Below are 23,882 nucleotides of genomic sequence, written 5' to 3'. Positions count from 1 at the left end.
CGGCCTCAGTATAGAACCCCAAGGGGCGGCGAGGCAAAAAAAAGAAGGGACTTCTCCCTTCCTGAGAAGTGTAATGTGAAATGCCGCAGGTATAGGAGAGAGCGTTCCATGCCGTGGTTCGCTATCCTTTGTGGTCTTACAACAGGACAACAGAGGAAGGAGACGGCATGGAACAGAATCAGAATAGCAGGAAGGGCAAGCACTTGACGAGGGTGGAGCGCATGGTGATTGAGCGGATGTCCCGTGGGGGGATCCCCCCACGGGACATCGCGGCCGCCTTGGAGCGTCACCCGCGTACGATCCAGCGTGAGCTCAAGCGCGGGACGGTGACCCACCGGGACTCGGAGTGGCGGGAATACCGGACCTACAGCAGCGATCGCGGCCAGGACCTCCATGATTACCACGCCACCGCAAGGGGGCCCGGTCTGAGGCTGGGCCGCAACTATGCGCTGGCCGAATTCATCCGTTGCCGCATTGTGGAACATAAGGAATCGCCCGATGTAGTCGCCTTTCGGATGCGTCAGGCCGGTCTGGAGGAGGTGGTGTGCACCAAGACGATCTATAACTACATCGATAAAGGCGTCATTTTCGGGCTCAGCAACGAGTCACTGTGGGAGAAGCGTAAGCGAGCCAAGCGGCGCAAACGCGGCGCTCGGCGGTTGGCGAAGCGGATTTCCAAAGGCAAAAGCATCGACCAGCGTCCCGAAGGAGCCGAGACGCGCGAGGAGTTCGGACACTGGGAGATGGACCTGGTGACCGGCCCCACGCGCGGGTCCAATGCCGCCCTATTGACCCTGGTGGAACGCAGACATCGGATCACGATCATTCGCAAGCTGCCTGATAAGAGCCAAGCCAGCGTGCTCAAAGTTCTCAGAGGGCTCGAGCGTGAACATGGCTCCCGCTGCTTCCGTCAGATCTTCAAGACCATCACGGTCGACAACGGCAGCGAGTTCCTGGACTTCGAAGCCTTAGAAGCCTCTTCCTTCTCGAAGCAACAGCGAACCCAGATCTTCTACGCCCACCCATACTCATCCTGGGAACGCGGATCGAACGAGAACGGCAACAGGATGATCAGACGGTTCGTGGCCAAGGGCCGGGATATCGCGCGCTTTACCAAGCAGAAAATCCGCGACATCGAGCTATGGATCAATAACTACCCGCGCCGGATCCTCGACTTCATGACCCCTCACGAACTCTTCACGAACGAACTCAAAACGATCTCATAAATGAAACAAGACCACTACATGCGGCATTTGGGTTTACAACCTACCGGACTTCTCCCTTCCTCCCCGCCGTTTCCTCTTGTGCGCGGAGCACCCGTTATTCTATCGTGACACGCTGTTCCCGCAGCGGCATATTCATGCGACAAGACAGGGAGAATGCATGGCCAAGCAGAAAGACGACATAGTCGAGGTGGAGGGCGTCGTAAAAGAGGTCCTTCCCGCCACGATGTACCGGGTCGAGCTGGAGAACGGTCACGTCGTGCTCGCACACATATCGGGAAAGATGCGCAAGCATTTCATCCGGATCGCCACCGGCGACAAGGTCCGCGTGGAGGTCTCGGCGTACGATCTGACCAAGGGGCGGATCACTTACCGCTATCGGGGCTGAGCGTCCCGTCGGACCGAACCGGGAGGCGGATACGATGGCAGCCGAGCGAGAACATTGGGGCAGCAACCTCGGATTCATCCTCGCCGCCGCGGGATCGGCGGTCGGACTCGGGAACATCTGGAAGTTCCCGTACATCACCGGCGAAAACGGGGGCGGGGCCTTCGTACTGGTCTATCTGCTCTGCATCGCGGTAATCGGCGTTCCGGTCATGATCTGCGAGATCGCGCTCGGCCGGCACACCCAGCGGAATCCCGTCGGGGCCTTCAAGCAGCTCAATCCCGTCTCCTGCACCATGGCCCATTTCATCGGGCTCTGCTTCATGCTGAGCGGCCTCTTCCTCTTCTGTTTCAGTCAGTGGGGCTGGGGCGCGACCGCGCTGGTGATCGGGGCACTCATCTTCCGCTATCGCTGGATCCTCGTGGGCGCCATGGGCGTCCTGGCCGGATTCGTGATCCTCTCGTTCTACAGCGTCGTCGCCGGCTGGACACTGGGGTACGTCCTTCAGGCCGTCGGGGGGCAGCTCACCTTCGCGAACGTGGCGGAGGCGCAGGAACACTTCGGGGTGTTCATCCGCGACGTCCGCTGGGCGATCGGGTGTCATTTCGCCTTCATCGTCATCTGCGTACTGATCGTCTACCACGGCATCAAATCCGGCATCGAGCGCTGGTCGAAGGTCCTGATGCCGGTCCTGTTCCTGCTCCTGCTCGCGCTGATCATCCGGGGCATCACGCTGCCCGGGGCGATGGCGGGGGTCCGTTTCTACCTGAGTCCCGACTTCAGCCGGATCGACGCGCAGAGCATCCTCGTGGCGCTCGGCCACGCCTTCTTCTCGCTCAGCCTCGGCATGGGGGCCATCATCACCTACGGGAGCTACCTGCGGCGCGACCAGAACATCTTCACCTCCACGCTCTCGATCGCGGCGCTCGACACGCTCGTCGCGCTGATGGCGGGACTGGCGATGTTTCCCGCCGTGTTCGCGCGCGGATTCGCGCCGGACACGGGGCCGGGACTGGTGTTCCAGGTCCTCCCCGCCGTATTCCACCAGATCCCGCTCGGCGCGTTGTGGGCGTTCCTCTTTTTCCTGCTCCTGCTGGTCGCCGCCGTGACCTCCGGGATCAGCCTGCTCGAGGTCGTGACGGCCTACTTCGTCGACGAGCGCCGCTGGCCGCGCCGGCGCGCGGTCGTGGTCTTCGGCGCGGTCATCTTCCTGCTGGGCAGCCTCTGCGCGGTGAGCGTGGCGGACTGGAGCCGGATCGAGCCGCTCCACCGCTTCCTCGTGGCCGCGTTCGGCACCACGGAGGCCTCCTTTTTCGACGTCATGGACCACATGGCCTCCAACTGGATGCTCCCGCTGGGCGGACTCTTCATCTCGCTGTTCGTGGGATGGGTCTGGGGTACGCGCCATGCGGTGGATGAGATCCGGCACGGCTCGCACAACTTCGCCGACGTGCACCTGATGAGCCTGCTGGCGGGACTGCGCGACGATCCCTCCCACAACTCGCCGGCCCACGTGATCACGCTCGCCTCGCTCTGGGGCATCTTTATCCGCTTCATCAGCCCCGTCGCCGTGCTGATCGCATTCCTGAACACGATCGGATGGCTGGACTTCACATGATCCGCGTAACCAACCTCGTCAAGCGCTACCCCGGCGGCGTCACCGCGGTGGACGATCTCTCCTTCGAGATCGGCGCCGGGGAGATCGTCGCGGTACTCGGCCCGAACGGGGCGGGCAAGACGACCACGCTGCGGGTGCTGACCGGATTCCTGGAGGCAACCTCCGGCTCGGTGGAAATCGGCGGCACGGAGGTCGGGGTCCACCCGGCCGAGGTGAAACGGAACATCGGCTACCTGCCCGAGAACTGTCCGCTCTATCCGGATATGCGCGTGGACGAATATCTTCAGTTCCGCGCCGCGATCAAGGGCGTGCCGCGCCGCGACCGGAAACGCCGCCTGGGTGAAGTGCGCGCCCAATGCGGACTCGCCGACCGCGGGCGTGCCGTGATCGGACGCCTGTCCAAGGGCTACCGCCAGCGGGTGGGCCTGGCCGACGCCCTGATCGCCGATCCGGAGCTGCTCGTGCTCGACGAACCCTCGGTGGGCCTGGATCCGGCCCAGATGCGCGAGCTGCGCCACCTGATCTCCGGTCTGGCCTCCCGCCACACGGTTCTGCTGTCCACCCACCTGCTCCCGGAAGCGGAAGCGGTCTGCGAGCGGGTGCTCATCCTGCAGTCCGGACGCCTCCTCCTGTCCGAAAAGACGGCCGATCTGCGCCGGCGCCTGGGAACCGGCACCCGCATCACGGCGGAACTGCGCGCGGAAACCGCGGCGGTGCGCGAGGCCTGTGCCACGATCGAGCACGTGACCGCCGCCGAGGTCCGGATGCGGGAGGACGGCTGGGTCCGCTGTGAACTGCATGCGGCCGGGGAAGAGGCGCGGCTCGCGGTGTACCGCATGGCGGCGGCGCGCGACTGGGACCTCCGCGAACTGCACCGCGAGCCGCTGTCGCTGGAAGAGATCTTCGTCGATGTCACCCGCCGCGCGGCGGGCGAGACCGCGGGAGGTGTGACATGAACCGCGTCGGGGCATTCCGCAGCCTGTGGTGGAAGGAGTTCGCGGGCTACTTCCGCTCGCCGATCGCCGGGGTCGCCGCGTTCGTGTTTCTCGTGCTGATGGCGCTCAGCTTCTGGAAGCTGGTGTCCATGCTGAGTACCGGCGAGGAACTGGCGCGCATCCTGCCCTGGTTCTTCGGGTCGCCGCTCATCTGGTTCAGCATGCCGCTGCTCGCCCCCCTGCTGACCATGCGCCTCTTCGCGGAGGAACGCCGCAGCGGGACGCTGGAGACGCTGCTGACCGCGCCCGTCTCGGAGGGGACCGCGGTGGCGGCCAAGTTCGCCGGGGCGTGGGCGTTCCTGGCCCTGCTCTGGCTCCCGGCGTTCGCCTACCTGGCCGTGCTCGACCACATGGTCGCGGGCGCGCAGCTCATGGATCCGGCCGCCTCCGCCGTCGGCTACCTGGGCGCCGTGCTGGGGGGATCGGTCTACCTGGCGGCGGGACTGCTCTTCTCCGCCGCCAGCGCCAGCCAGATCGCAGCGGCCATCGGCGCCTTCTGCGTACTGACCGCCGGCTCGCTGCTCGCCCTCTTCGGGGCCTACAGCACCGCCGCGCCCGCGCTGCGGCGTACGGGTGAGTATATCTGCCCCTACCTGCACATGCTCGAGTTCTCGCGCGGAGTCCTCGATACCCGCCCGATGATCTTCTACCTCAGCGTGAGCGCCCTGCTCCTGTTCGCGTCCGCCCGCATACTCGAAGCCCGCAAATGGAGGACGCCCTGATGACCGCGGACGCCAGACAGAGACGGCGGGGCATGCGGATCGACCGCGCGCTCGCGCTCTGCGCGGCCGCGCTCCTGGTCGTGTTCGTCAACCTCCTCGCGGAGCGCTTCTTCTTGCGCGCCGACGTCAGCCGCGGCCGTTATTACGAACTCGGCGAGCGTACGCGCGAGACCCTGCACGCCGTCACGGGGCGCGTCGACGCCGCGGTGCTTTTCAGCCGCGACCACCCCATCTCCGAACACCTGGGCAACCTGCTGCGTGAATACCGCGCCCTCGCACCCGAACTGCGGGTCGAGTGGGTCGATCCCGAACGCGACATCTCGCGCGCCGAGGAAATCGCGGAGAAGTACGGCATCGACCGCTCGGGCGTCGTCGTTCTCTCTTCCGGCGAGCGCCACCGGGTGGTCGACCGCGAAGACCTGGCGGTGTACGACTACTCGGGCGTGCGGCGCGGGGGCGAACCTCAGCTCAAGGCGTTTACCGGCGAGCGCGCCGTCACTTCGGCGCTGGCGCACCTGCAGACGACCGAGAAACCGGTCGTGTGCGTCCTGCAGGGCCACGGCGAGCGGGACTTCAGGGATTTCGACCGCCGCAGCGGGTACTCCACCGTCGCGCGCATCATGCGGCGCGACAACATGAAGCTCCGCCCGCTCACCTTCGGCAGGGAAAACCGGGTTCCGGAAGAATGCGCCGTCCTGCTCGTGCCCGGCCCGACGCGCCGCCTCTCGGACGCGGAAATCGAACGGATCTCCGACTACCTCGAGGACGGCGGCCGGATGTTTCTGCTGCTCGACGCCCTGGTGGAGACGGGGCTGGCGCCGCTGATGGAGCGCTGGGGCATCGAACTGCGCCACGACGTGGTCATGGACCCCTCCCGTTCGCTGGAGGGGCGCGGCATCCTGCTCTCGAACTACGCGGACCATCCCGTGACCGCGGCCCGCCGCGGGTACAGCGCGCTGTTCTTCCGTCCGCGCAGCGTCCGCCCCACCCTCGTGGCCCGGATGCTCGACTCCCCCGACCGCCCCCGCGTCACCCCGCTGTTCACCTGTTCTAAAAACGGCTGGGCGGAGGCGCAGCCGGAGTCGTCGCCCGCCTCGTACGATCCGGACACGCCGGACCTCAAGGGGCCCGTGCCCGTGGCCGCGGCCGTCGAGAAAGGCGGGGGCGGCGGGCTCGACGTCCAGATCCGGCCGACCCGGATCGTCGTCTACGGGGATGCGGATTTCATTTCCAACGCGGCCATCACGGGCGGCGACCGCGATCTGTTCATGGGGGCCATGCACTGGCTGCTCGACCGTGAAACGCCGGTCGACGTCCCGCCCCGTGCGCTGCGCCGGGTCCGGCTCAGCATGGGCGGCCACGCCCGCCAGGTATGGTTCTGGGGCGCCGTGGCGGGAGGCCCCGCGCTGGCCGCGCTGCTGGGTCTGGCCGTAGCCTGGCGCCGGAGGGTGTGAGGTCCGGAATGCTCAGAACGACGACATGGATCATGGTGGCCGGCGCGCTGGGAGCGGCGGCCCTGGTCTGGTGGACCGGGATCGGGGGCGGGGAGGCCCGTCTTCCCGCGGCCGGCGACCGCGCGATGCGCTTTTCGCTCGAGACGATGAGCGCGGTGCGCTTCGAGCGCGGCGATACGACCCTGGAGTGCGCCCGGCGGCACGGGGCGTGGCAGATGCTCCGACCCTCGCTCTCACGGGTGGATCACAGCGAACTGGACCGCATTACGTCCTCGCTGCACACGCTCGAAGTCCTCGACCGTATCGATCTCGACGAAACCGCCACGCTGAAGGAGTACGGACTCGAAAACCCGCGCGCCCGGGTCGCCGTCCGCGACAACCGCGGCGAACACGTCTGGCTGGTGGGCCGCTCGGCGCCGCTCTCGGAGGGGGTCTATCTTCGTCCGCAGGGCGAAGCCTATGTGCTGCGCACCGAGGACCGGGTGCTGGAACTGATTCCGGAGAGCGCCGCCCGGCTCAGAGACCGCAGCCTGTTTCATCTCGCCGACGAACGGGTCCGCCGCATTGACGTCCGTCGCGACGCGGGAGCGCTGCAGCTCGTCCGCCACGAAAGCGGCTGGAGTATACGCCAGCCCGTATCCTCCGCGGCGCGCGACCACGTCGTCGAAGACTGGCTGAACAGCCTCTACGGACAGAAAATCCATGCCTTCATCGCCGACGAGGTCTCAGACCTGGCCGGATACGGGCTGCAGGCCTCCTCTCGGCGCATCTCGCTTGGCGCCGGGGAGGACGAGGGAGAGTCGCTGGTGCTGGGCGATTCGCTCCCGGAGCAGCCCGGAATGATGTACGCGAAATACGGGGACGATTATTCGATCTTTGCCGTTTCGAACCGCCTGGCGGAACTGCTGGATATCCCGCTCCGCGAACTCCGCGATCCGCGCCTCGTGCCCGCCTCCCCGGCGGAACTCGACCGTATCGAACTGCGGCGCGGCAGTGACCGCGTCCTCCTCCGGCGCCGTGACCCGGAGGGATGGGCCGTGAGCGAACCGCCCTCGTTCGCCGCTGAGTCTTCCACGGTGGATCGGCTGCTGAAGCTGTGGACCTCGGCGGAGGTGGACCGCTACCTCCAGCCCGAAGAATGGCCGGCGGGCGAAACCGGGGAAACCTGCTGGCACGTCGAATTCTCCGGGCAGGATGAGCGCGTCTACCGTTTTACGGTGGCGGCGGAGACCCATCCGGATGGCGGCCACCTCCTGCGGTCGGAGGACTCGGAGATGCCGGCCCTGGTGTCCGATCCGCTGCTCCCGGCCGTCTCGTCAGACCCGCTTTTCTACCGCCGACTTACCGTGCTCGAACTCCCGCGCGAAAAGATACGGCGGGTCGAACTGCGCGGATCGGGCCGTACGATCGAATATGATTTCGAAGCGGATGAGTCCGGGGATGCGCCGGACTGGGTCCGCAGACTGATTGAAACCGGAGACGGGCTGCGCGCCGTGCGCTACGTGCAGTCCGCGCCCGGCCAACCGGAACGCTTCGGTCTCGACGCCCCTCCCGTGCGCATCACGTTCCTCTTCCGGGGCGCGGAAGACCTCGGACGGGTGCTGCTGCTGGGGAAGGAAATCGAAAGCGGCTACTACGCCCGCTTCCAGGGCCGCGACCCGGTCTTTGTTCTGCCCCGCGACGCCGTGGAATCATTGACCCGGAGCCTGCGGACTACGGAGGGTGCAGCGGAGGCGGACGGGGCATCGCCCGCCCGGAGCGCGCAGGAACGTGAATGAACCGCGCCCATCGAACGCTTCGGTCCGCCGTCGGCATCCTCGCGCCCGGCCCTGGATCCTTGCCCTGCTGCTGATCCTGATCCTGCTCGCCTGGCTGGCGTCGCGCCCCTGGCCCGACGCCGTGCAGCGCGCCGTACTCGAACGCGTCGCCCCGGAGGGAGTCCGCCTGCAGGCCGGAGCGATGCACTGGAACTTCTTTGAAGGTTTCGTGATCGAAGACGTCCATGCGGTGCTCGCCGAACAACCCCGCTGCGTACTGCGGGCAGACTGGCTGACGTGCTGGTGGACGAGGCCCCGCGACCCGCTGACGCGGGAGGATATGGATCGGGTGTGGCGGATACGGACGGAATCGGGCTCGCTGACGGCGCCCGCGCCCCCGGCACTCGGGAAGACGGTTGCGCCCGGCATGCGTGAACAGGCGCGGGTCGAGCGGCTGAGCGCCCTGGTGGAGGCGGACGGCGACACCCTCAGAATCCTGCACGCGGAGGGGCGCCTCGATGATGTGATTCTTCACCTTTCAGGGACGATCCGGAACCTCTCGCACCCGGAAGCTCAACCTCCCGGGAAAGCCGGAGCCGCCCCCGTAATGCCGCTGCCGATGGAGGCGGGGAAGTGGCTCGGAGCCCTGGATCAGGTGAGGATCGCAGGCGGCGCGGACCTGAAGATCAGCTTCGACGTCGAGCGCGGCCGTCCCGGCAGCGCCGATGTGCTCTGCGAACTCCGGGGCGACGCACTGGAAATCAGGGAACGCCATTTCTCCCCCTGGCGGGTCCGCCTTCACTACCGGGACCGCGATATCTATGTGCCCGCCCTGGTGCTCGGCACCGATCAGGGCCGGATCAACGCCTCGGCCACCTTTCGCGATACGGGCCGCCTGGGTGTCGAGATCAAGGGCTCGGCGAGGCCGGAGTACTGGATGGCGCTGCTGCCCGCCGGACTCCGTCCGGATCTCGAAACTCCCGGCATCCGGCCGGAAGGACCCGTCAGCGTCAAGCTGCGGCTGGGGCCCGCCCGACCGGACCAGTTGCTCCGCGACTGGACGGGCTCGCTCTCCGCCCCCGCGATCCGGTATGCCGATACCGCCTGGCAGGGACCGCGCGTGGAACTCGAGTCTCTTCCGGGACAGGGAATCCGCTTCAATTTTCATGCGGAGGACGAGGCGCTTTTCGTGCGGGGCCACGTGCAGGACGACCGAACAGAGATCCGGGCAAGCAGCGGCCTGCCGTTTGAACGGCTGAAAATACTGATGCCGGACGGGTTCCGAAGCCGGCTGGAGCAGGCGGAAGTGCGCGTCCATGATCCGGTCCGCCTTGAGGTGAAAGCGGGGCCCGCCCCGCTCGAATCCCTGTCGCGCGCCTGGTCCGCGACCCTCCGCGCGGGAGGCGTGCACTGGCGCGGCGTGACCCTCGCCGATGCCGACGCTGAAATGCGCCGCTCGGGCACGGACTGGACCCTGGATTCCTGCACGGGCCTCGTCCAGGCCGCGACGGGACGGGTCCACCATACCGCGACGCGCATGGAGGGCGGCGCTTTTTCACTGAACGGACGCTTTTCCGAAACCTCCGGCCAGTGGCGGGCGTCGTGCACGACCGCCTCCGACCCGCGCCAGTGGAGGGCCTTCGTCGATCCCGGCACCGCACGCACGCTCTCCCGTTTCGATTTCCCCGGCGGCGATCACCGCCTGCAGATGGAGGCCCGCGGGCAGACCGGCGAAAAAGGCCTCGATCTCTCCGCGCAGTTCGAGGCCCGCGACGCGGCCTACCGCGGGGTCACCAACGATCTGATCCGGTTCCACTTCGATTACTCGCCCGGAAAGCTGCAGATCGATCCTCTCGATGTCCGGCGCGGAGACGGCGCATGCCGGGCCCGGATCGGTCTCGATTTCACTGAAAAGCTGGTCACGTTCGCGGGCACGAATACCGCCCATCCGCACGCCTTCTGCCGGATGATCTCGGATGAATTCTACGCCGCGTTCCGCGATATCCCCTTCGAGCCCCCGTACCGCATGGCTGCGACGGGAACCTTCGACTGGAGACCGGGCGGGGAGCGGACTTCGATCAAAGGCACCGCGAGCGCGGGAGCCACGGTGACCCCGGGAGGCCGATTCGAGTCCGTCTCGACCGCCTTCAGCGCGACGGGCGCGGTGGTCTATGTGAACGGGCTGAGCGCGAAGTACTACGGGGGCGATTTCCGCGGCTCGGGAACGTTCGAGGCGCTGGGAGCGCAACCGGGCGACTACTCGGCCGCCATCTACTGCGAACGCGCGGATCTCGATGAGGTGATCGACGACATCGCGCCGGAACACCGGGCCGCCGAACTCGGCGAACTCCACGGCGGCGTGTTCCTGCGCGGACCACTCGGTGCGCCGTTCTGGGACGCGGTCAGTGGCACGGGCTGGGTCAGGATCGAGGACGGCCGCCTGCTCGAGCTGCCCGTGCTCCGCGGCGCCACGCGGCTGATCCGCGTCCTCTATCCCGCGTTCTCTTCACTGTCCCAGACCGACCTCCGCGGGGCGTTCGACCTCGAAGACGGCGCGCTTCATTCCGGCCGCATCGAGCTGGAAGGCGACCTGCTCAGTCTCCAGGCCGAAGGACGCTATATCTTCGACGACGGGTTCCGGATGACGGTCAGGATGAAACCGCTGCGCGAAAACCAGTTGACCCGGATGGTCCGTTTCGCCAGCCAGCCGCTTTCGAAACTGCTGGAGTTCCGCCTGCGCGGGGATCTGGGCGATCCGAAATGGTCCTTCGAAAACCTGCCCCTCCGCTGGCCGGGCTGGTTCGACCTCTCCGCCACGGACGAATAGGTCCGCTCAGCGAGCGGTCCGGGAGGTGAACCGGTAGAGGGTGGTCGACCGGTATACCTGCCCGGGACGCAGCGTGGTCGACGGAAAGTGCGGGCGGTTCGGGGAATCGGGAAAGTGCTGAGTCTCCAGACATATCCCGCTCCGGCGCGGGTAACAGGCACCGCCCTTCCCTTCCACCCCCTCGAGAGCATTGCCCGTGTAAAGCTGGATCCCCGGCTCGCTCGTCACCACGTCCATCACCCGCCCGCTGCCCGGGTGAACCAGCCGCGCGGCGGGGACCTGTTCGCCGGCGTAATGCCTGCGCAGCACGAAGTTCTGATCGTACCCGCCTGCATATTCGAGTTGCGGATCCGGCGCCTCGATGTCGCGCCCGATCGTCTTCATCGCGCGAAAATCCATCGGCGTGCCCTCCACGGGGCGCACCTCGCCGGTCGGAATCGAATCCGCATCCGTAGGCGTGAAAAAATCGGCGCAGAGCATCAGCTCATGATCGAGCACCGACCCGGCGCCGTGGCCGGCGAGGTTGAAGTAGCTGTGATGGGTCAGGTTGCAGACGGTGGGGCGGTCGCTCTCCGCCTCGCAGTCGATCCGCAGCTCATTGCGGTCGTTCAGGGTATAGTCGACGGTGACCGAGAGCCTGCCGGGATAGCCTTCGTCGCCGTCGGGACTGCGATGCCGCAGCCGCAGGCCGTCATACCCGTCGCCGCTCCGCGGCTCGGCGTGCCACACGGCCCGGTCGAACCCGCAGCGGCCGCCGTGAATATGATGGGGGCCCTCGTTCGCAGGCAGCGTGTACGTGCGTCCGTCGAGCGTGAACGCCGCCCCGCCGATCCGGTTCGCGTAGCGACCGACCATCGCACCGAAGTACGGACTCTTCGCCTCGTACTCGGCGAGCGTGTCAAATCCGAGCGCGATATCCGCCGCGGCGCCCTCCGCATCGGGCACCCGCAGCGTCCGCACGATCCCCCCGTAGTCGAGAATCCCCGCCTCAATCCCGTTCCCGTTGCGCAGGAGATACTCGCGCACCTCGCGCCCGTCTCCCGTGATGCCGAATAGATTCATGCCCGCGATCATCTTCGCCCGCCCATTCCGCGTCAATCCCCCCTTTTTTTCTCCCAGCGATTCTCATTATGGCTTCACCCTTTTCGGTCGGGGTGGCACCCGACCCTCCCAGTGCCCGAAAATGCGTCGGATATCGACTCGGGAGGGACGGCTGCCACGCCGTCCGCGGTCGGAATGCGGCCATAATGAGAACTGCTGTTTTTCTCCTGTGCTTCCGCCGGGCATTGATCCTATGCTGAACCCGTGAGCGACGGAGCGATATTTATTTTCCGACGCGACCTGCGGATCGACGACAACCCCGGCCTGCGCGCGGCGGCGGAAACCGGGACGGTGCTGCCCGTCTTTCTCGTCGACGACCCGTACAGCTCTCCGGAGGGTCGGGCGGGGGCGTGGTGGCTTCCGCGCTCACTCGAGTCGCTGCGCGGCGCCTTGCGGCAGCGGCATTCCGACCTCTTTATCCTGGAGGGCGATCCCGCCGAGGCCCTGATCCGCGCCGCACAAACCACCGGTTTGACGCGGGTCTTCCGTAACCGGAGCTACGACCCCGGGTCGGAGGCGTTCGATGGCAGGATGGAGGAGGCGCTGCGGCCGGCCGGACTCGAAGTACGCGCGTTCCCCGGTGATCTCATCTACGAACCCTGGCGGCCTTCCACGAAACAGGGCAACCCGTACCAGGTCTTCACTCCGTTCTGGAGACACTGCGAACGTGAACTGGAACCCGCCCCCGCCTGCGATGCCGCGCATACGGGCTGGCGGCTCCCGGAAAAGCGCCCCTCCTCCGCGGAACCCGGGGCGACCGGTGATCCCGGCGCGCCGTCCGAATACTGGACGCCGGGAGAACGCGGCGCGCAGGCGCGGGTCGATACGCTGCTCGACGACGTCCTCGCCGTCTATGCGGAGGACCGTGACCGTCCCGACCGCGCCGGGACCTCGCGCCTGTCCCCCCATCTCCACTTCGGCGAGATCAGCCCGCGCCGCGTGCGCGAATCGGTACTGGACGCCATGCAGGGGCATGCTCAAAAGGGCGTGATCCGCGGGGCCGAAGCCTTTCTCCGCGAGCTGGGCTGGCGCGAATTCGGGTATCACCTGATCTACCACTTCCCGCATACCGCCGGGAAACCGCTCAAGGAGAAATACGCGGACTTCCCCTGGCGCCGCGATAAACGGGCGCTGCAGGCGTGGAAAGAAGGGCGGACCGGGGTTCCCATCGTCGACGCCGGGATGCGCGAACTGCTCGCCACCGGCTGGATGCACAACCGCCTGCGCATGATAGTCGCTTCGTTCCTCGTCAAGGATCTCCTGCTCCCGTGGCAGGAAGGCGCGGCCTGGTTCCGGGACCGGCTGGTCGACGCCGATCCGGCCAGCAATACGCTGGGATGGCAATGGGCGGCGGGGTGCGGCGCCGATGCCGCGCCGTATTTCCGGATCTTCAACCCGGCGCGGCAGGCGGAACGCTTCGATCCCGACGGGCGCTACGTGCGCCGCTGGCTTGGGGGAGTCGAAGACTATCCCTCGTCGCCGATCGTGGATCACGCCGCCGCACGCGACCGCGCGCTGGAGGCGTTCAACGCCATCAAGGGCTGAAACGGCCCGGCGGGAATCAGACCGCCCGAAAGGCGAGCGTTCCGTTGTGGCCGCCGAAGCCGAGCGAGTTGCTCAGCGCGGCGCGGATCTTCTTCTCGCGCGCCTCGTTGGGCACGTAGTCGAGGTCGCACTCCGGGTCGGGGTTCTCGTAATTGATCGTGGGGTGGACGACGCCGGTCTGGAGCGATTTGGCGACGGCGATCGCCTCCATGCCGCCCGCCGCCCCGAGCAGGTGTCCGGTCATCGACTTCGTCGAACTGATCATGACCTTACGGGCCGCCTCTTCGCCGAACGCCTTTTTGACGGCGAGCGTCTCGGTCTTATCATTGAGCGGTGTGCTCGTGCCGTGGGCGTTGATGTAGTCGATCCCGTCAGGCGTGAGCCCGGCGTCGCGGACCGCGATCTCCATCGCGCGGGCGGCCTCCTCGCCTTCGGCGTTCGGGGCGGTGATATGGTAGGCGTCGCAGGAGGCGCCGTAGCCCGCGATTTCGCAGTAGATGCGGGCTCCGCGCGCCTTCGCTCGTTCGTATTCCTCGAGCACCAGCATGCCGGCGCCTTCGCCCACGACGAATCCGTCGCGCTCGGCGTCGAACGGCCGCGAGGCGCGCTCGGGCTCATCGTTGCGCGTACTCAGCGCCTTCATCGCGCAGAACCCGCCCACACCGAGGGTACAGATCGGCGCTTCGGTTCCCCCGGAGAGTACGACGTCGGCCTCGCCGTACTGGATCTTGCGCATCGCCTCGCCCAGCGAATGGGTCCCGGAGGCGCAGGCGGAAGTCACGCAGAAATTCGGTCCCTTGAAGCCCAGACGGATCGCGATCTCGCCGGCAATGATATTGGTGATCATCTTCGGGATCATGAACGGGGAATAGCGGCGCGGACCCTTTTCCATGTACGTGCGGTACTGGGCCTCCAGCTCCTGCAGTCCTCCGACGCCCGAACTGGCGATCACGCCCATCCGGCGCGGGTCTTCCCGGTCCATCTCCAGCCCCGAATCGCGCAGCGCCATCATCGCCGCGGCCAGGCCGTAGCGGACGAACGGATCCATTTTCCGCAGTTCCTTTTTTGCGAAAAAGGACTCCCCGTCGAACCCCTGAACCTGGCCGGCGATCTGCGAGTCGTAATCCTCCAGACCCGGCAGCGAGGTGATGGTGGACACGCCTGACGTTCCCGCGACGAGCGCATCCCAGACCGTATCCAGTTCGCATCCGAGGGGCGAGACCGTGCCCATTCCGGTGATTACCACTTTTCGGCGATCCATCGCATCCACTCCCGGCTTTAATTGGCCTGTGCTTACGAAATCGTACACGGCGCGCGGGGCGCCGGTCAGGTATTTTTACTTCGCTTCCCCGTTTTCCGATTCAAAAGAAACGAAACCGGGAGACGCGTCCCCGCGGCCTCCCGGTTTACCCCGTTCAGCGCTTTATTCGCTGTCGAATCCCTTTTCCTTCAGGTATTCGATGACCGCGCCCACGGTTTCAAGCTTTTCGGCGTCCTCGTCCGGGATCTCCGCCCCGAATTCCTCTTCGAACGCCATCACGAGTTCGACCGTATCGAGCGAGTCCGCGCCCAGATCGGACATGAACGACGCCTCGGGCGTGACCTGGTCGGCGTTGACGCCGAGCTGTTCGACCACGATATCCTTGACCTTGTCTTCCAATGCCATGGTTGTCTCCTTGTTGGCTGGGTTCACTTACATAACCATTCCGCCGCACACCGAAACGACCTGTCCGGTTACATATGCGGAGGAGTCACTTCCCAGAAAAAGCACCACATCGGCCACGTCGTCCGCTTCGCCGAATCGGTCGAGCGGGATGTGCTCGAGCATCTTCTGCCGCGTTTCCTCCGGCAGCGCCTCCGTCATCGCGGTACGGATGAAGCCGGGCGCGACCGCGTTCACGCGTATATTCCGCGGTGCGAGTTCCTTGGCGAGAGTTTTCGTCAGCGAGATCACCCCGCCCTTCGATGCCGCGTAGTTGGCCTGGCCGGCATTGCCGATCACGCCGATGATCGAGGCGATGTTGACGATGCTTCCGGCGCGGCGTTTCATCATCCCGCGCATGACGGCGCGGCTGCAGAGAAAGGCGCCCTTGAGATTCACGTTCAGCACGGCGTCCCAGTCCTCTTCGGACATCCGCATCACGAGGTTGTCGCGGGTGATGCCGGCATTGTTGACCAGCACATCGATGCCGTCCATGTCCTTTTCGATCTGCTTAACCGTCGAGGTCACGGAGTCGCTCTCGGCGACGTTCATCGTGAAAGTTTCCGCCCGCACGCCGTGGCCGGAGACCGCTTCGCAGGTCTCGCGCAGGCCGTCCTCGTTCAGGTCGCACAGAGCCACGTCCGCGCCCTGTTGCGCCAGTTTGAGCGCGATAGCGCGGCCGATCCCCTGCGCCGCGCCCGTCACCATCGCCGTTTTACCTTCCAATGGTCCCATCGTGCCGCCTGTCACCCTTCTTCATCCAATTGTTTCAAATCCGTTACGGCGCTCATGGTAAGCAGTCGCGGTGTCTTGTCAATCCGCTTTACCAGCCCGGAAAGCACGCGTCCGGGTCCGCATTCGACCATGGTATCGACGCCCTGCGCCGTCATCCAGCACACGTCATCAATCCAGCGCACCGGCGAGACGATCTGGGCGGTCATGTGTTCGCGGATGGAATCGGCGTCCCCGTGCGGTTTTCCCGTGACATTGGAGAGCACCGGGAACGCGGGTTGGCCGAACTCGATCCCGTCGAGCAGCGGGCGCAGTTTCTGCGCGGCGGGCTCCATGAGCGGCGAATGGAAGGCGCCGGCGACTTCGAGGCGGACGACGCGTTTGGCTCCGGCGGCGCGGGCCTGTTCCTCCGCCGCCTCCAGGCGGTCGATCGATCCGGAGAACACGGTCTGTCCGGGGGCGTTACGGTTGGCGGCGGTCGCGCCGGTCGCTTCGGCGATCTCCGCGATCTGTTCCTCCTCGAGACCGATCACGGCGCTCATCCCGCCGGGGTGGGCGAGGCAGGCCTCCTGGATGAATTCGCCGCGCGCCTTGAGCACGCGTACGGCATCGCGGAATCCGAGCACGCCGGCGGCGTAGAGCGCGGTCCATTCGCCGAGGCTGTGTCCGGCCGCGGCCGCGAAGGTCCAGCCGGGACGTTCTTCCCGGAGTGCATTCCACACCGCGGCGCTGACCGTAAAGACGGCGGGCTGCGTGTAGCGCGAGTCGGCCAGCTTTTCGTCCGGCCCTTCAAAGCACACGGCGGCCAGATCCAGACCGAGCACCTCGCCGGCCTGATCGAAGAGGGCGCGGCAGGAGGGACGCTCCTCCGCCCAGTCGCGCCCCATCCCGACTTTCTGCGATCCCTGTCCGGGAAACAGTGCTGCACGGGTCGTCATAAGGTACACTCCACGATGTTGGCGCCCCAGGTGAACCCGCCCCCGAAGGCGACCAGGACCATCAGTTCACCGCGGCTTACGGTTCCGCTTTTTACGGCCTCGTGCAGCGCGATCGCCAGCGCCGCCGCCGAGGTGTTGCCGTAGCGTTCGACATCCATAAACATCCGCTCTTCCACATCGAGGCGCGCGCCCACCGCCTGAATGATCCGTGCGTTGGCCTGGTGGGGAATGAAGCAGGCGATCTCGTCGGGATCGAGTTCGTGCCGGCGGAGCACGTCGTAGACCGACTCCACCATGTGGCTGACCGCGTGCTTGTAGACCTCGCGGCCCTCCATGCGCAGACAGTGCAGACGCCGGCGGAGCGTGTCCTCGCTGGCGGGCATCCGGCTCCCGCCCGCGGGCACACAGAGCAGCTCGGCGAGCGAGCCGTCGGCGCCCAGGACCGCCTCGCCGACGCCGATCCGGTCGCCGCGGGCGCGCAGCACGGCGGCGCCGGCCCCGTCGCCGAACAGCACGCAGGTGGAGCGGTCCTCCCAGTCGAGGAAGGCGCTCATCTTTTCCGCACCGATGACCAGTACCGTATCGGCGGCACCGGAGGCGATCGAGCAACGGGCCTGCTCCAGCGCGTAGAGGAATCCGGAGCAGGCCGCGCCGAGATCGAAACAGGCGGCGCGGTCCGCGCCGATCCTGTGCTGGACCAGGCAGGCCGTACTCGGGAAGATCATGTCGGGCGAGAGGGTGGCGGTGATAAGCTGATCGACCTCCGCCGCCGCGACGCCCGCGTCGGCCAGCGCCGCCTTCGCCGCCTCCGCCGCAAGATCGGAGGTCGCCTGATCCTCCGCCGCGATCCGCCGCTCGCGCATCCCGGTGCGGCTGAAGATCCATTCGTCGGAGGTGTCCACGATCTCTTCCAGATCGCGGTTGGTCACTACGCGCTCGGGAACGTACATGCCGGTGCCGACAATCGACGCCGTACGCGCGGCGGCACCGGCGTGCTCTGTTTCCGTTCCCGCGCTCATTCGGGCTGCTCTTTCAGTTCGTCTTCGATCAGGTGATTGACCTCGTGCCGGATCGCTTCCTGCGCCACGCGGATCCCGTTGTATACGGCTCGCGCGTTGGACGACCCGTGGCCGATAATACAGATATTGCGCACGCCGAGCAACGGTGCGCCGCCGTAAGCATCGGAACTGAGCCGCTTCTTCATGGTCACGAACGCACCGCGCGCCAACAGCGCGCCGGCCTTGCGCAGCCAGTTCCGGCTCAGCTCGTCCCGAATCCACCGGGCGAAAAAGTGCGCCACGCTCTCGCTCGTCTTGAGCACCACGTTCCCGACAAAGCCGTCGGATACCGCCACATCGACCCGCCCTTCATAGAGGTCGCGGCTTTCCACGTTGCCGACGAAATTCATCGGACTGTCCTTGAGGATCCGGTGCGCGGTCCGGGTGGTCTCGTTGCCTTTCGCCTCCTCCTCGCCGATGCTCACGAGACCGACGCGGGGATCGGGCCGCCCGAGAATCTCGCGCGAGTAGATGCGTCCCATCACCGCGAACTGGTAGAGCATGCGGGGCGTGCAGTCCGTGTTCGCCCCTGCGTCGATCAGCACGAACGGCCGGTCGCGGCTCGGGATGACGGTGGCGATGGCGGGGCGGTCGACCCCCGCGAGGCGGCGCCATTTGAGGCTGGCGGCGGCCACGGCGGCCCCGGTGTTCCCCGCGGTGAAGAGGGCATCGGCCTCGCCCTGCTTGACGAGATCGGCGGCGCGGGAGATCGAGGAGTCTTTCTTGCGGCGCACCGCGCCGGCGGGCGCCTCACCCATCTCGACCACTTCGGAGGCGTGATGGACGGTGAGTTTATCCGGAAGCCCTTTAAAGCCTTCGAGTTCACCGCGGACGGCGTGTTCGTCGCCCACCAGGACGAGACTCGTCACGTCCTTCATGTCGCGGGCGGCCCTCACGCTGCCCGCGACCACTTCACGGGGCGCGAAATCGCCGCCCATGGCGTCGACCGCAATCCGCATGGCGCTCAGTCTTCGTCGCTGACGGTGACGACCTGGCGCCCGCGGTAGTAACCGCAGCTCGGGCACACGCGATGCGCGAGCTTGTCCGCGCCACACTGTTCGCAACTCTGCGCCCGGGCGCAGGGCTTGCGGATCGCCGCCTTGCGCATGCGCTTCTTGCTCTTGGACTTCTTAGTCTTCGGTACAGCCATGATACGCTCCCTCAGCGGCGCCGACCGGCGCTCACAGGTTCAGGTTGTCGAGTTCATCCCACGGCCCGGGGCCTTCTTCCGGACGGCAACCGCAGGGGCCTTCATTCAGATTTTTACCGCACTGTGGGCAGATCCCCCGGCACTCCGGCCGGCAGAGCGAATAGGCCTCCAGGTTGAGCAGGAGCGCCTCCCTCAGATCCGGCGTAATGTCCACTTCCGCGATTCCCTCATCTACGGGGTAACCGCGAAGAAAAGAAGAATCTTGCAGGGTTGTCGAGAAAAAATCCCCGCAACGTGCGCAGCGGAGCCGCACGCCTGCGGAGACCGACCCGCGCACCACCAGTTCGCGGCTTACCAGCTGCAGCTCCAGCTCCCAGCGCACGGGACTCTCCTCGCGCGCGATCGGGTCTTCTTCCAGCTCGAGCACGCCCGGAGGCTCCTCGCCCTCCACACGCACGCCTCGCTCGGGTATTCTGGTCAATACTGCAATCATGACTGCCGGGCGTTACCTTCCGCCCTCTTACTCTTACTCTGATTCTGATTCTAACTCTAACTCTGACTCTGATTCTGATTCTGATTCTTACTCTGCCCCTACCCCTGCCCCTGCCTCACTTTCAACCCCTTGTCTCCCCCGCTTTCTCAAGGGCGTGCCTGGCGAGCATGGGGCCGATGATTTCGAAAATTACGGAGGTCGCGGTCACGGTCGTCAGCACCATCGCGCCGATACGTTCGGCGTGGTCCCCGCCCACGGAGGCGAGTTCCTGTTTGACGATCATGGCCAGGCCGATCGCGACCCCGGCCTGCGAGAGGATGCCCATGCCCACGTACTTCTGTACCACGCCTCTGACCCCGCCGAGGAAGGCGCCGATCCGTGCGCCGCCGACCAGCCCCAGGGAGCGTGCGAGCATGTAAACCGCGCCGGTGAGTCCGAGCTGCGGGAGCAGTCCCAGCCGGAGGTGGGCGCCCGCAAGGCCGAAGAAAAGGATGAACATGAGCGGCATCAGGGTGTACAGCTCGCGCGTCACCTGCTGGACGTCGCGTTCGCGGTAGAAGTTCACCAACACAAACCCCACGAACATGTTGGTCAGGATCAGCGAGGCGTGCGCCATCTGGGAGAGCCCGATCGCCGCGAACAGCGCGCCGAAGATATGGATGAGCGAGGCGGAGGCGCTCTTGACCCGGCGCATCAGCAGACAGAAGACGAATCCGACCCCGCAGCCGATACCGGCGCTGAAGAGCAGCTCGCGAATCGGCCTCCACAGCTCGCCCCAGACGCCGTTGACCTCGCCGCCGTCGGCGCTGACGAGCAGGTAGCGCGCCGCAGCGGCGGCGATGCCGAAGATCACGATCGCCAGACCGTCGTCGAATCCGACCACGGCGTACAGTGCACGGGTCAGGGGGCCTTTCGCCTTCGTCTCATGTATCACCGCCACCGTGCCCGCCGGCGCGCTCGCGGGCGCCATCGCGCCGAAGAACAGCGACATCGGCAGATCGCCGGTCACGAGGTAGACCGCGAGGGTCACCAGGCCGAAGGCCAGCAGACTCTCGGTGAGGATGATCGAGATGATGCCCCAGCCCTGCTGTTTCAGCGAAGCGATGCTGAGTTCGGCACCGATGCTGAACGCGACGAAGCCAAGGATGATCTCCGTGATGAACGACAGGCCGTCGAGCGTTTCGCGGTCGAACCACCCCAGAAGCGAGGGTCCCAGCACGATGCCCAGCAGCATGTAGCCGATCAGCGAGGGGACGCGCAGGGGACGGACCGCCTGTCCCACATAGTAGCCGCCGATGATCAGCACGCCCAGCAGCGCCAGGATGGAAACCTCAACCGTCAAGCCGCGCCCCCGTTCATGCCGAAAGCGATCCGCCGGTGTAGGCGATCTCCTGGACCGTCAGCAGCACGCCGCAGTCGGGACCCAGTCCGCCGCAGGCCTCGTCGACCGAGCGGATGACCTCGTTGCTCAGTTTCCGGTCGCCGACGGCGATGATGCAGCGCAGATTCTCCATCTCTACGTCGCCGGAAAAAGCGGCGAAAATGGGAATCCGGGTCAGGTACTGCTGGGCGCTTTTGACGTCGATCACCGTCACGGAGCAGTTCTCCATGCCCGCCAGCACTTCCATCACGCGATCGAAAACCTCTTCGGTCTCGATGAAGATGTGGAACATGTTCTGTGCGCCCGAGGCCGCCGTTTCGCCCCGTCCGGGGGCCATCGAAATAAACGTCTCCCGCAGCGCGGCCTCGTCGCCGGCCTCCAGACAGCGCTCCAGCGCAGGCTCCGCCAGCAGCGCGCGGGAGACCGCGGAGAGCAGCTTGATGTGTTCGTTGGAGCGCTCCTCGGGCGCGATGATGAACACCATCAGCCTGACCGGCGAATCGTCCTTCCCGCCGCCGAAATCCACGCCGTCCGGAACCGTGATCACGCCGGCGACGAAATCGGAGATGTCCCTGATCCGGCAGTGCGGGATCGCACGGCCCGAATCGACCGTAGTCGGCTGAAGTTCCTCCCGCTCGCGGAGCAGACGGTAGATCTCGTCTTCCCCAATGCGGTGGAGGACAGGGGACGCTTTCGCCGCCTGTGCAACGAGCCTGAGTGCTGCGTCACGGTCGCCGGGATGCGCGCCGGCCCGGCAGCATTCCGGTTTCATTGCCTGCGCCAGCCTTGTCATGGGGGGGGCTCCTCTTTGTGAGTGTGAGACCTTTTTGAGTGTGAGACCTGAAACTTGAGACCTGAGTAAGAGCAGGCGGTCCGGAACTTCCGGTAGTTCCCTGAGTAGTTCCAGAATTATTCGCGTAGATTTGCGTCCATTAGCGGTCGGTATTGATTCCTGTTGATCCTTCTCTCCGGCGTGCCAGCCGAAGCTCCGAAGGAGCGTAGGCTGGTGGGCGATACTGGATTCGAACCAGTGACTTCCACCGTGTGAAGGTGGCACTCTAGCCGCTGAGTTAATCGCCCGTCGTGAATGGCGACGGTGAAGGGTAGCGATCCCGGCGCGGATGTCAAGAATCGGCGCGGCGGCTCAGGTCCTTTGAGAAGTGCCCGGCCAGCCATGAGCGCACGGCGTCGAGCCCCTCGCCGGCAGCGGCGGACAACGGCAGGACGGATTCGTCGGTCCCGGCACGGAACCGCTTCAGATTATCGTCCGCCTCCGGCAGGTCCATCTTGTTGGCCAGGATCAGCCGCGGCCGCTCGTCCAGGTCTTCCCGGTAGCAACGCAATTCCCCGCGCAGGCGCTGGTAGTCCTCGACCGGATCGCGACCCTCGCTTCCGGCCATGTCCAGCACAAATAGAAGGACCTCGGTCCGCTCGATATGGCGCAGAAAATCGAACCCCAGGCCCACGCCTTCGTGCGCGCCGTCGATCAGCCCCGGGATGTCCGCCACGCGGACGGAAGTGTAATCGTCGAACTTCACCGTACCGATGATGGGATTAAGGGTGGTAAACGGATAGCCCGCAACCTTCGGCTTCGCCGCGGAGATCCGCGAGAGCAGCGTGGACTTCCCTGCGTTCGGGTAGCCCACCAGGCCGGCATGCGCGACGATCTTGAGTTCAATCGTCAGCCGGCGCTCGTCGCCCGGCCCGCCCGGGGTGAACCGTCGCGGAGCGCGATTGGTGGAACTGGTGAAGTGGCAGTTTCCGAGTCCGCCGCGACCGCCGCGCGCCACGACCCGTTCGTCGCCCGCCTCGACCAGTTCGCCTTCGACCTCCCCCGATTCCCCGTCGCGGATTACGGTTCCGCAGGGCACGCGCAAACGGCACTCCGCCCCGTCTTTTCCGTGCATTTTCTTTCCGCGTCCGCGGCCCCCGTGCTGCGCACGGGCATGGGGACGAAAGTAGAGATCGACCAGCGAATCCACCTGGGGATCCGCCTCCAGAACGACGTTCCCGCCGTTTCCGCCGTCGCCGCCGTCCGGGCCGCCGCGGGGGACAAATTTCTCGCGGCGGAAGGAGGCCGCACCGTCGCCGCCGTCACCCGCCCTCGCGTAGAGCACGACCCTGTCTTTGAACATGCGGATGTCAGGCGGGTTCGGGAACGCGCACGTTGACACGCCGGCCGGCCTTGTCGAACTCGACCACGCCGTCCTTGAGCGCGAAGAGCGTATAATCACGGGCGAGCTTGACGTTTTTTCCGGGCCGGTACCGTGTGCCGAGCTGGCGTACGAGAATGCTGCCGGCACGCACCTGCTGACCGCCGAACCGCTTGATGCCCCTCCGCTGGGCATTGCTGTCGCGGCCGTTGCTCGAAGATCCCTGTCCTTTTTTATGCGCCATGATCGACCTCCCGCGGTCGCGCCCTCCGGAGGGCGCCTAACACTCGATGCCGTCCACTTTGACCCGCGTCAGTTCCTGGCGGTGACCCACCTTGCGGCGGTAGCCTTTGCGGCGCTTCTTCTTGAACGCCACCACTTTCGGGCCGCGCTTCTGTTCCTGCACCGTGGCCCTGACCTTCGCGCCCTCCACGACGGGGCTGCCCACCTTGAGTTCGCCCCCGTCGGAGGCCGCCAGCACCCGCTCGAATTCCAGCGCGTCGCCGGCCGCGCCGTCGAGGCGCTCGAGATCAACCACGTCGCCGGGCTGGACGAGATACTGTTTGCCGCCCGTCTCGATAACTGCGTAGGAGTCCATGTTCCGGTTCCTTAGAATTCCTGCTGTTTCACTGAAACGAAGCGAGGAAT

23 protein-coding genes and 1 tRNA gene are annotated in these 23,882 nt (G+C 66.1%); 9 read left to right on the top strand and 15 right to left on the bottom strand.

Annotated elements, in window-relative coordinates; genetic code table 11:
- The first annotated feature begins 167 nt into the window (after positions 1–167).
- The 8 genes from L21SP4_RS01235 (at position 168) to L21SP4_RS01200 (ending at position 10,981) form a co-directional block, all read left to right on the top strand.
- Positions 168–1,226 carry an IS30 family transposase gene (locus L21SP4_RS01235; protein WP_052880849.1) on the top strand — a complete coding sequence of 353 codons (1,059 nt, stop codon included), beginning with the start codon at positions 168–170 and terminating at the stop codon, positions 1,224–1,226.
- 157 nt (positions 1,227–1,383) lie between these two features.
- Complete coding sequence (gene infA / locus L21SP4_RS01230) at positions 1,384–1,611, top strand: translation initiation factor IF-1 (RefSeq protein ID WP_052880957.1); 228 nt, start codon at positions 1,384–1,386, stop codon at positions 1,609–1,611.
- A gap of 34 nt (positions 1,612–1,645) precedes the next feature.
- Positions 1,646–3,226, top strand: a complete 1,581-nt coding sequence (locus L21SP4_RS01225) for a sodium-dependent transporter (protein WP_052880956.1) — start codon at positions 1,646–1,648, stop codon at positions 3,224–3,226.
- Positions 3,208–4,182: an ABC transporter ATP-binding protein gene (locus L21SP4_RS01220; RefSeq protein WP_082116426.1), complete on the top strand. Its 975-nt coding sequence runs from the start codon at positions 3,208–3,210 to the stop codon at positions 4,180–4,182. The genes L21SP4_RS01225 and L21SP4_RS01220 overlap by 19 nt, the downstream gene beginning before the upstream one ends.
- Positions 4,179–4,943, top strand: a complete 765-nt coding sequence (locus L21SP4_RS01215) for an ABC transporter permease (protein ID WP_052880954.1) — start codon at positions 4,179–4,181, stop codon at positions 4,941–4,943. Before L21SP4_RS01220 ends, L21SP4_RS01215 begins: the two co-directional genes overlap by 4 nt.
- The gene (locus tag L21SP4_RS01210; protein WP_160300608.1) at positions 4,943–6,397 is read left to right on the top strand and encodes a GldG family protein; all 1,455 of its coding nucleotides are present in this window, start codon (positions 4,943–4,945) and stop codon (positions 6,395–6,397) included. Before L21SP4_RS01215 ends, L21SP4_RS01210 begins: the two co-directional genes overlap by 1 nt.
- An 8-nt stretch (positions 6,398–6,405) precedes the next feature.
- Positions 6,406–8,175: a DUF4340 domain-containing protein gene (locus L21SP4_RS01205; RefSeq protein WP_160300605.1), complete on the top strand. Its 1,770-nt coding sequence runs from the start codon at positions 6,406–6,408 to the stop codon at positions 8,173–8,175.
- A complete protein-coding gene (locus L21SP4_RS01200; protein ID WP_052880951.1) occupies positions 8,168–10,981 on the top strand; it encodes a hypothetical protein in 2,814 nt (937 codons plus the stop codon). The genes L21SP4_RS01205 and L21SP4_RS01200 overlap by 8 nt, the downstream gene beginning before the upstream one ends.
- Before the next feature lie 6 nt (positions 10,982–10,987).
- Here L21SP4_RS01200 and L21SP4_RS01195 read toward each other — a convergent pair whose 3' ends face one another.
- A complete protein-coding gene (locus L21SP4_RS01195; RefSeq protein ID WP_201774655.1) occupies positions 10,988–12,055 on the bottom strand; it encodes an aldose epimerase family protein in 1,068 nt (355 codons plus the stop codon).
- 231 nt (positions 12,056–12,286) lie between these two features.
- Here L21SP4_RS01195 and L21SP4_RS01190 point away from each other — a divergent pair, with 231 nt between their 5' ends.
- Positions 12,287–13,627, top strand: a complete 1,341-nt coding sequence (locus L21SP4_RS01190) for a cryptochrome/photolyase family protein (RefSeq protein ID WP_052880950.1) — start codon at positions 12,287–12,289, stop codon at positions 13,625–13,627.
- A 16-nt stretch (positions 13,628–13,643) separates the two neighbouring features.
- Here the strand turns inward: L21SP4_RS01190 and fabF are convergent, their stop codons facing one another.
- The 14 genes from fabF to rplU form a co-directional block, all read right to left on the bottom strand.
- Complete coding sequence (fabF, locus tag L21SP4_RS01185; RefSeq protein ID WP_052880949.1) at positions 13,644–14,888, bottom strand: beta-ketoacyl-ACP synthase II; 1,245 nt, start codon at positions 14,886–14,888, stop codon at positions 13,644–13,646.
- Between the two features lie 162 nt (positions 14,889–15,050).
- A complete protein-coding gene (gene acpP, locus L21SP4_RS01180; protein ID WP_052880948.1) occupies positions 15,051–15,293 on the bottom strand; it encodes an acyl carrier protein in 243 nt (80 codons plus the stop codon).
- A 27-nt stretch (positions 15,294–15,320) separates the two neighbouring features.
- Complete coding sequence (gene fabG, locus L21SP4_RS01175) at positions 15,321–16,064, bottom strand: 3-oxoacyl-[acyl-carrier-protein] reductase (protein WP_052880947.1); 744 nt, start codon at positions 16,062–16,064, stop codon at positions 15,321–15,323.
- Between the two features lie 11 nt (positions 16,065–16,075).
- Positions 16,076–16,999, bottom strand: coding sequence for an ACP S-malonyltransferase (fabD, locus tag L21SP4_RS01170; RefSeq protein ID WP_052880946.1), 924 nt, complete (start codon positions 16,997–16,999; stop codon positions 16,076–16,078).
- The gene (locus L21SP4_RS01165) at positions 16,996–18,018 is read right to left on the bottom strand and encodes a beta-ketoacyl-ACP synthase III (protein ID WP_052880945.1); all 1,023 of its coding nucleotides are present in this window, start codon (positions 18,016–18,018) and stop codon (positions 16,996–16,998) included. Before L21SP4_RS01165 ends, fabD begins: the two co-directional genes overlap by 4 nt.
- The gene (gene plsX / locus L21SP4_RS01160) at positions 18,015–19,016 is read right to left on the bottom strand and encodes a phosphate acyltransferase PlsX (RefSeq protein ID WP_052880944.1); all 1,002 of its coding nucleotides are present in this window, start codon (positions 19,014–19,016) and stop codon (positions 18,015–18,017) included. Before plsX ends, L21SP4_RS01165 begins: the two co-directional genes overlap by 4 nt.
- Positions 19,017–19,021: 5 nt before the next feature.
- The gene (gene rpmF / locus L21SP4_RS01155; RefSeq protein WP_052880943.1) at positions 19,022–19,207 is read right to left on the bottom strand and encodes a 50S ribosomal protein L32; all 186 of its coding nucleotides are present in this window, start codon (positions 19,205–19,207) and stop codon (positions 19,022–19,024) included.
- A 31-nt stretch (positions 19,208–19,238) separates the two neighbouring features.
- A complete protein-coding gene (locus L21SP4_RS01150) occupies positions 19,239–19,688 on the bottom strand; it encodes a YceD family protein (RefSeq protein ID WP_201774654.1) in 450 nt (149 codons plus the stop codon).
- A 133-nt stretch (positions 19,689–19,821) separates the two neighbouring features.
- Complete coding sequence (locus L21SP4_RS01145) at positions 19,822–21,042, bottom strand: cation:proton antiporter (protein WP_052880941.1); 1,221 nt, start codon at positions 21,040–21,042, stop codon at positions 19,822–19,824.
- 13 nt (positions 21,043–21,055) lie between these two features.
- Positions 21,056–21,874, bottom strand: coding sequence for a PTS sugar transporter subunit IIA (locus tag L21SP4_RS01140; protein ID WP_082116423.1), 819 nt, complete (start codon positions 21,872–21,874; stop codon positions 21,056–21,058).
- A gap of 211 nt (positions 21,875–22,085) precedes the next feature.
- A tRNA-Val gene (locus L21SP4_RS01135) sits at positions 22,086–22,161 on the bottom strand.
- Positions 22,162–22,205: 44 nt separating this feature from the next.
- Positions 22,206–23,216, bottom strand: coding sequence for a GTPase ObgE (gene obgE, locus L21SP4_RS01130; protein ID WP_052880939.1), 1,011 nt, complete (start codon positions 23,214–23,216; stop codon positions 22,206–22,208).
- Positions 23,217–23,223: 7 nt separating this feature from the next.
- A complete protein-coding gene (rpmA, locus tag L21SP4_RS01125; protein ID WP_052880938.1) occupies positions 23,224–23,478 on the bottom strand; it encodes a 50S ribosomal protein L27 in 255 nt (84 codons plus the stop codon).
- Positions 23,479–23,514: 36 nt separating this feature from the next.
- The gene (gene rplU / locus L21SP4_RS01120) at positions 23,515–23,832 is read right to left on the bottom strand and encodes a 50S ribosomal protein L21 (RefSeq protein ID WP_052880937.1); all 318 of its coding nucleotides are present in this window, start codon (positions 23,830–23,832) and stop codon (positions 23,515–23,517) included.
- Positions 23,833–23,882 lie beyond the last annotated feature (50 nt).

This window comes from Kiritimatiella glycovorans, from assembly GCF_001017655.1.
In the GTDB taxonomy this organism is placed as follows: Bacteria; Verrucomicrobiota; Kiritimatiellia; order Kiritimatiellales; family Kiritimatiellaceae; genus Kiritimatiella; species Kiritimatiella glycovorans.
The sequence above is the reverse complement of the archived record's forward strand: the minus strand, read 5'-3'. Positions and strand labels throughout refer to the sequence as shown.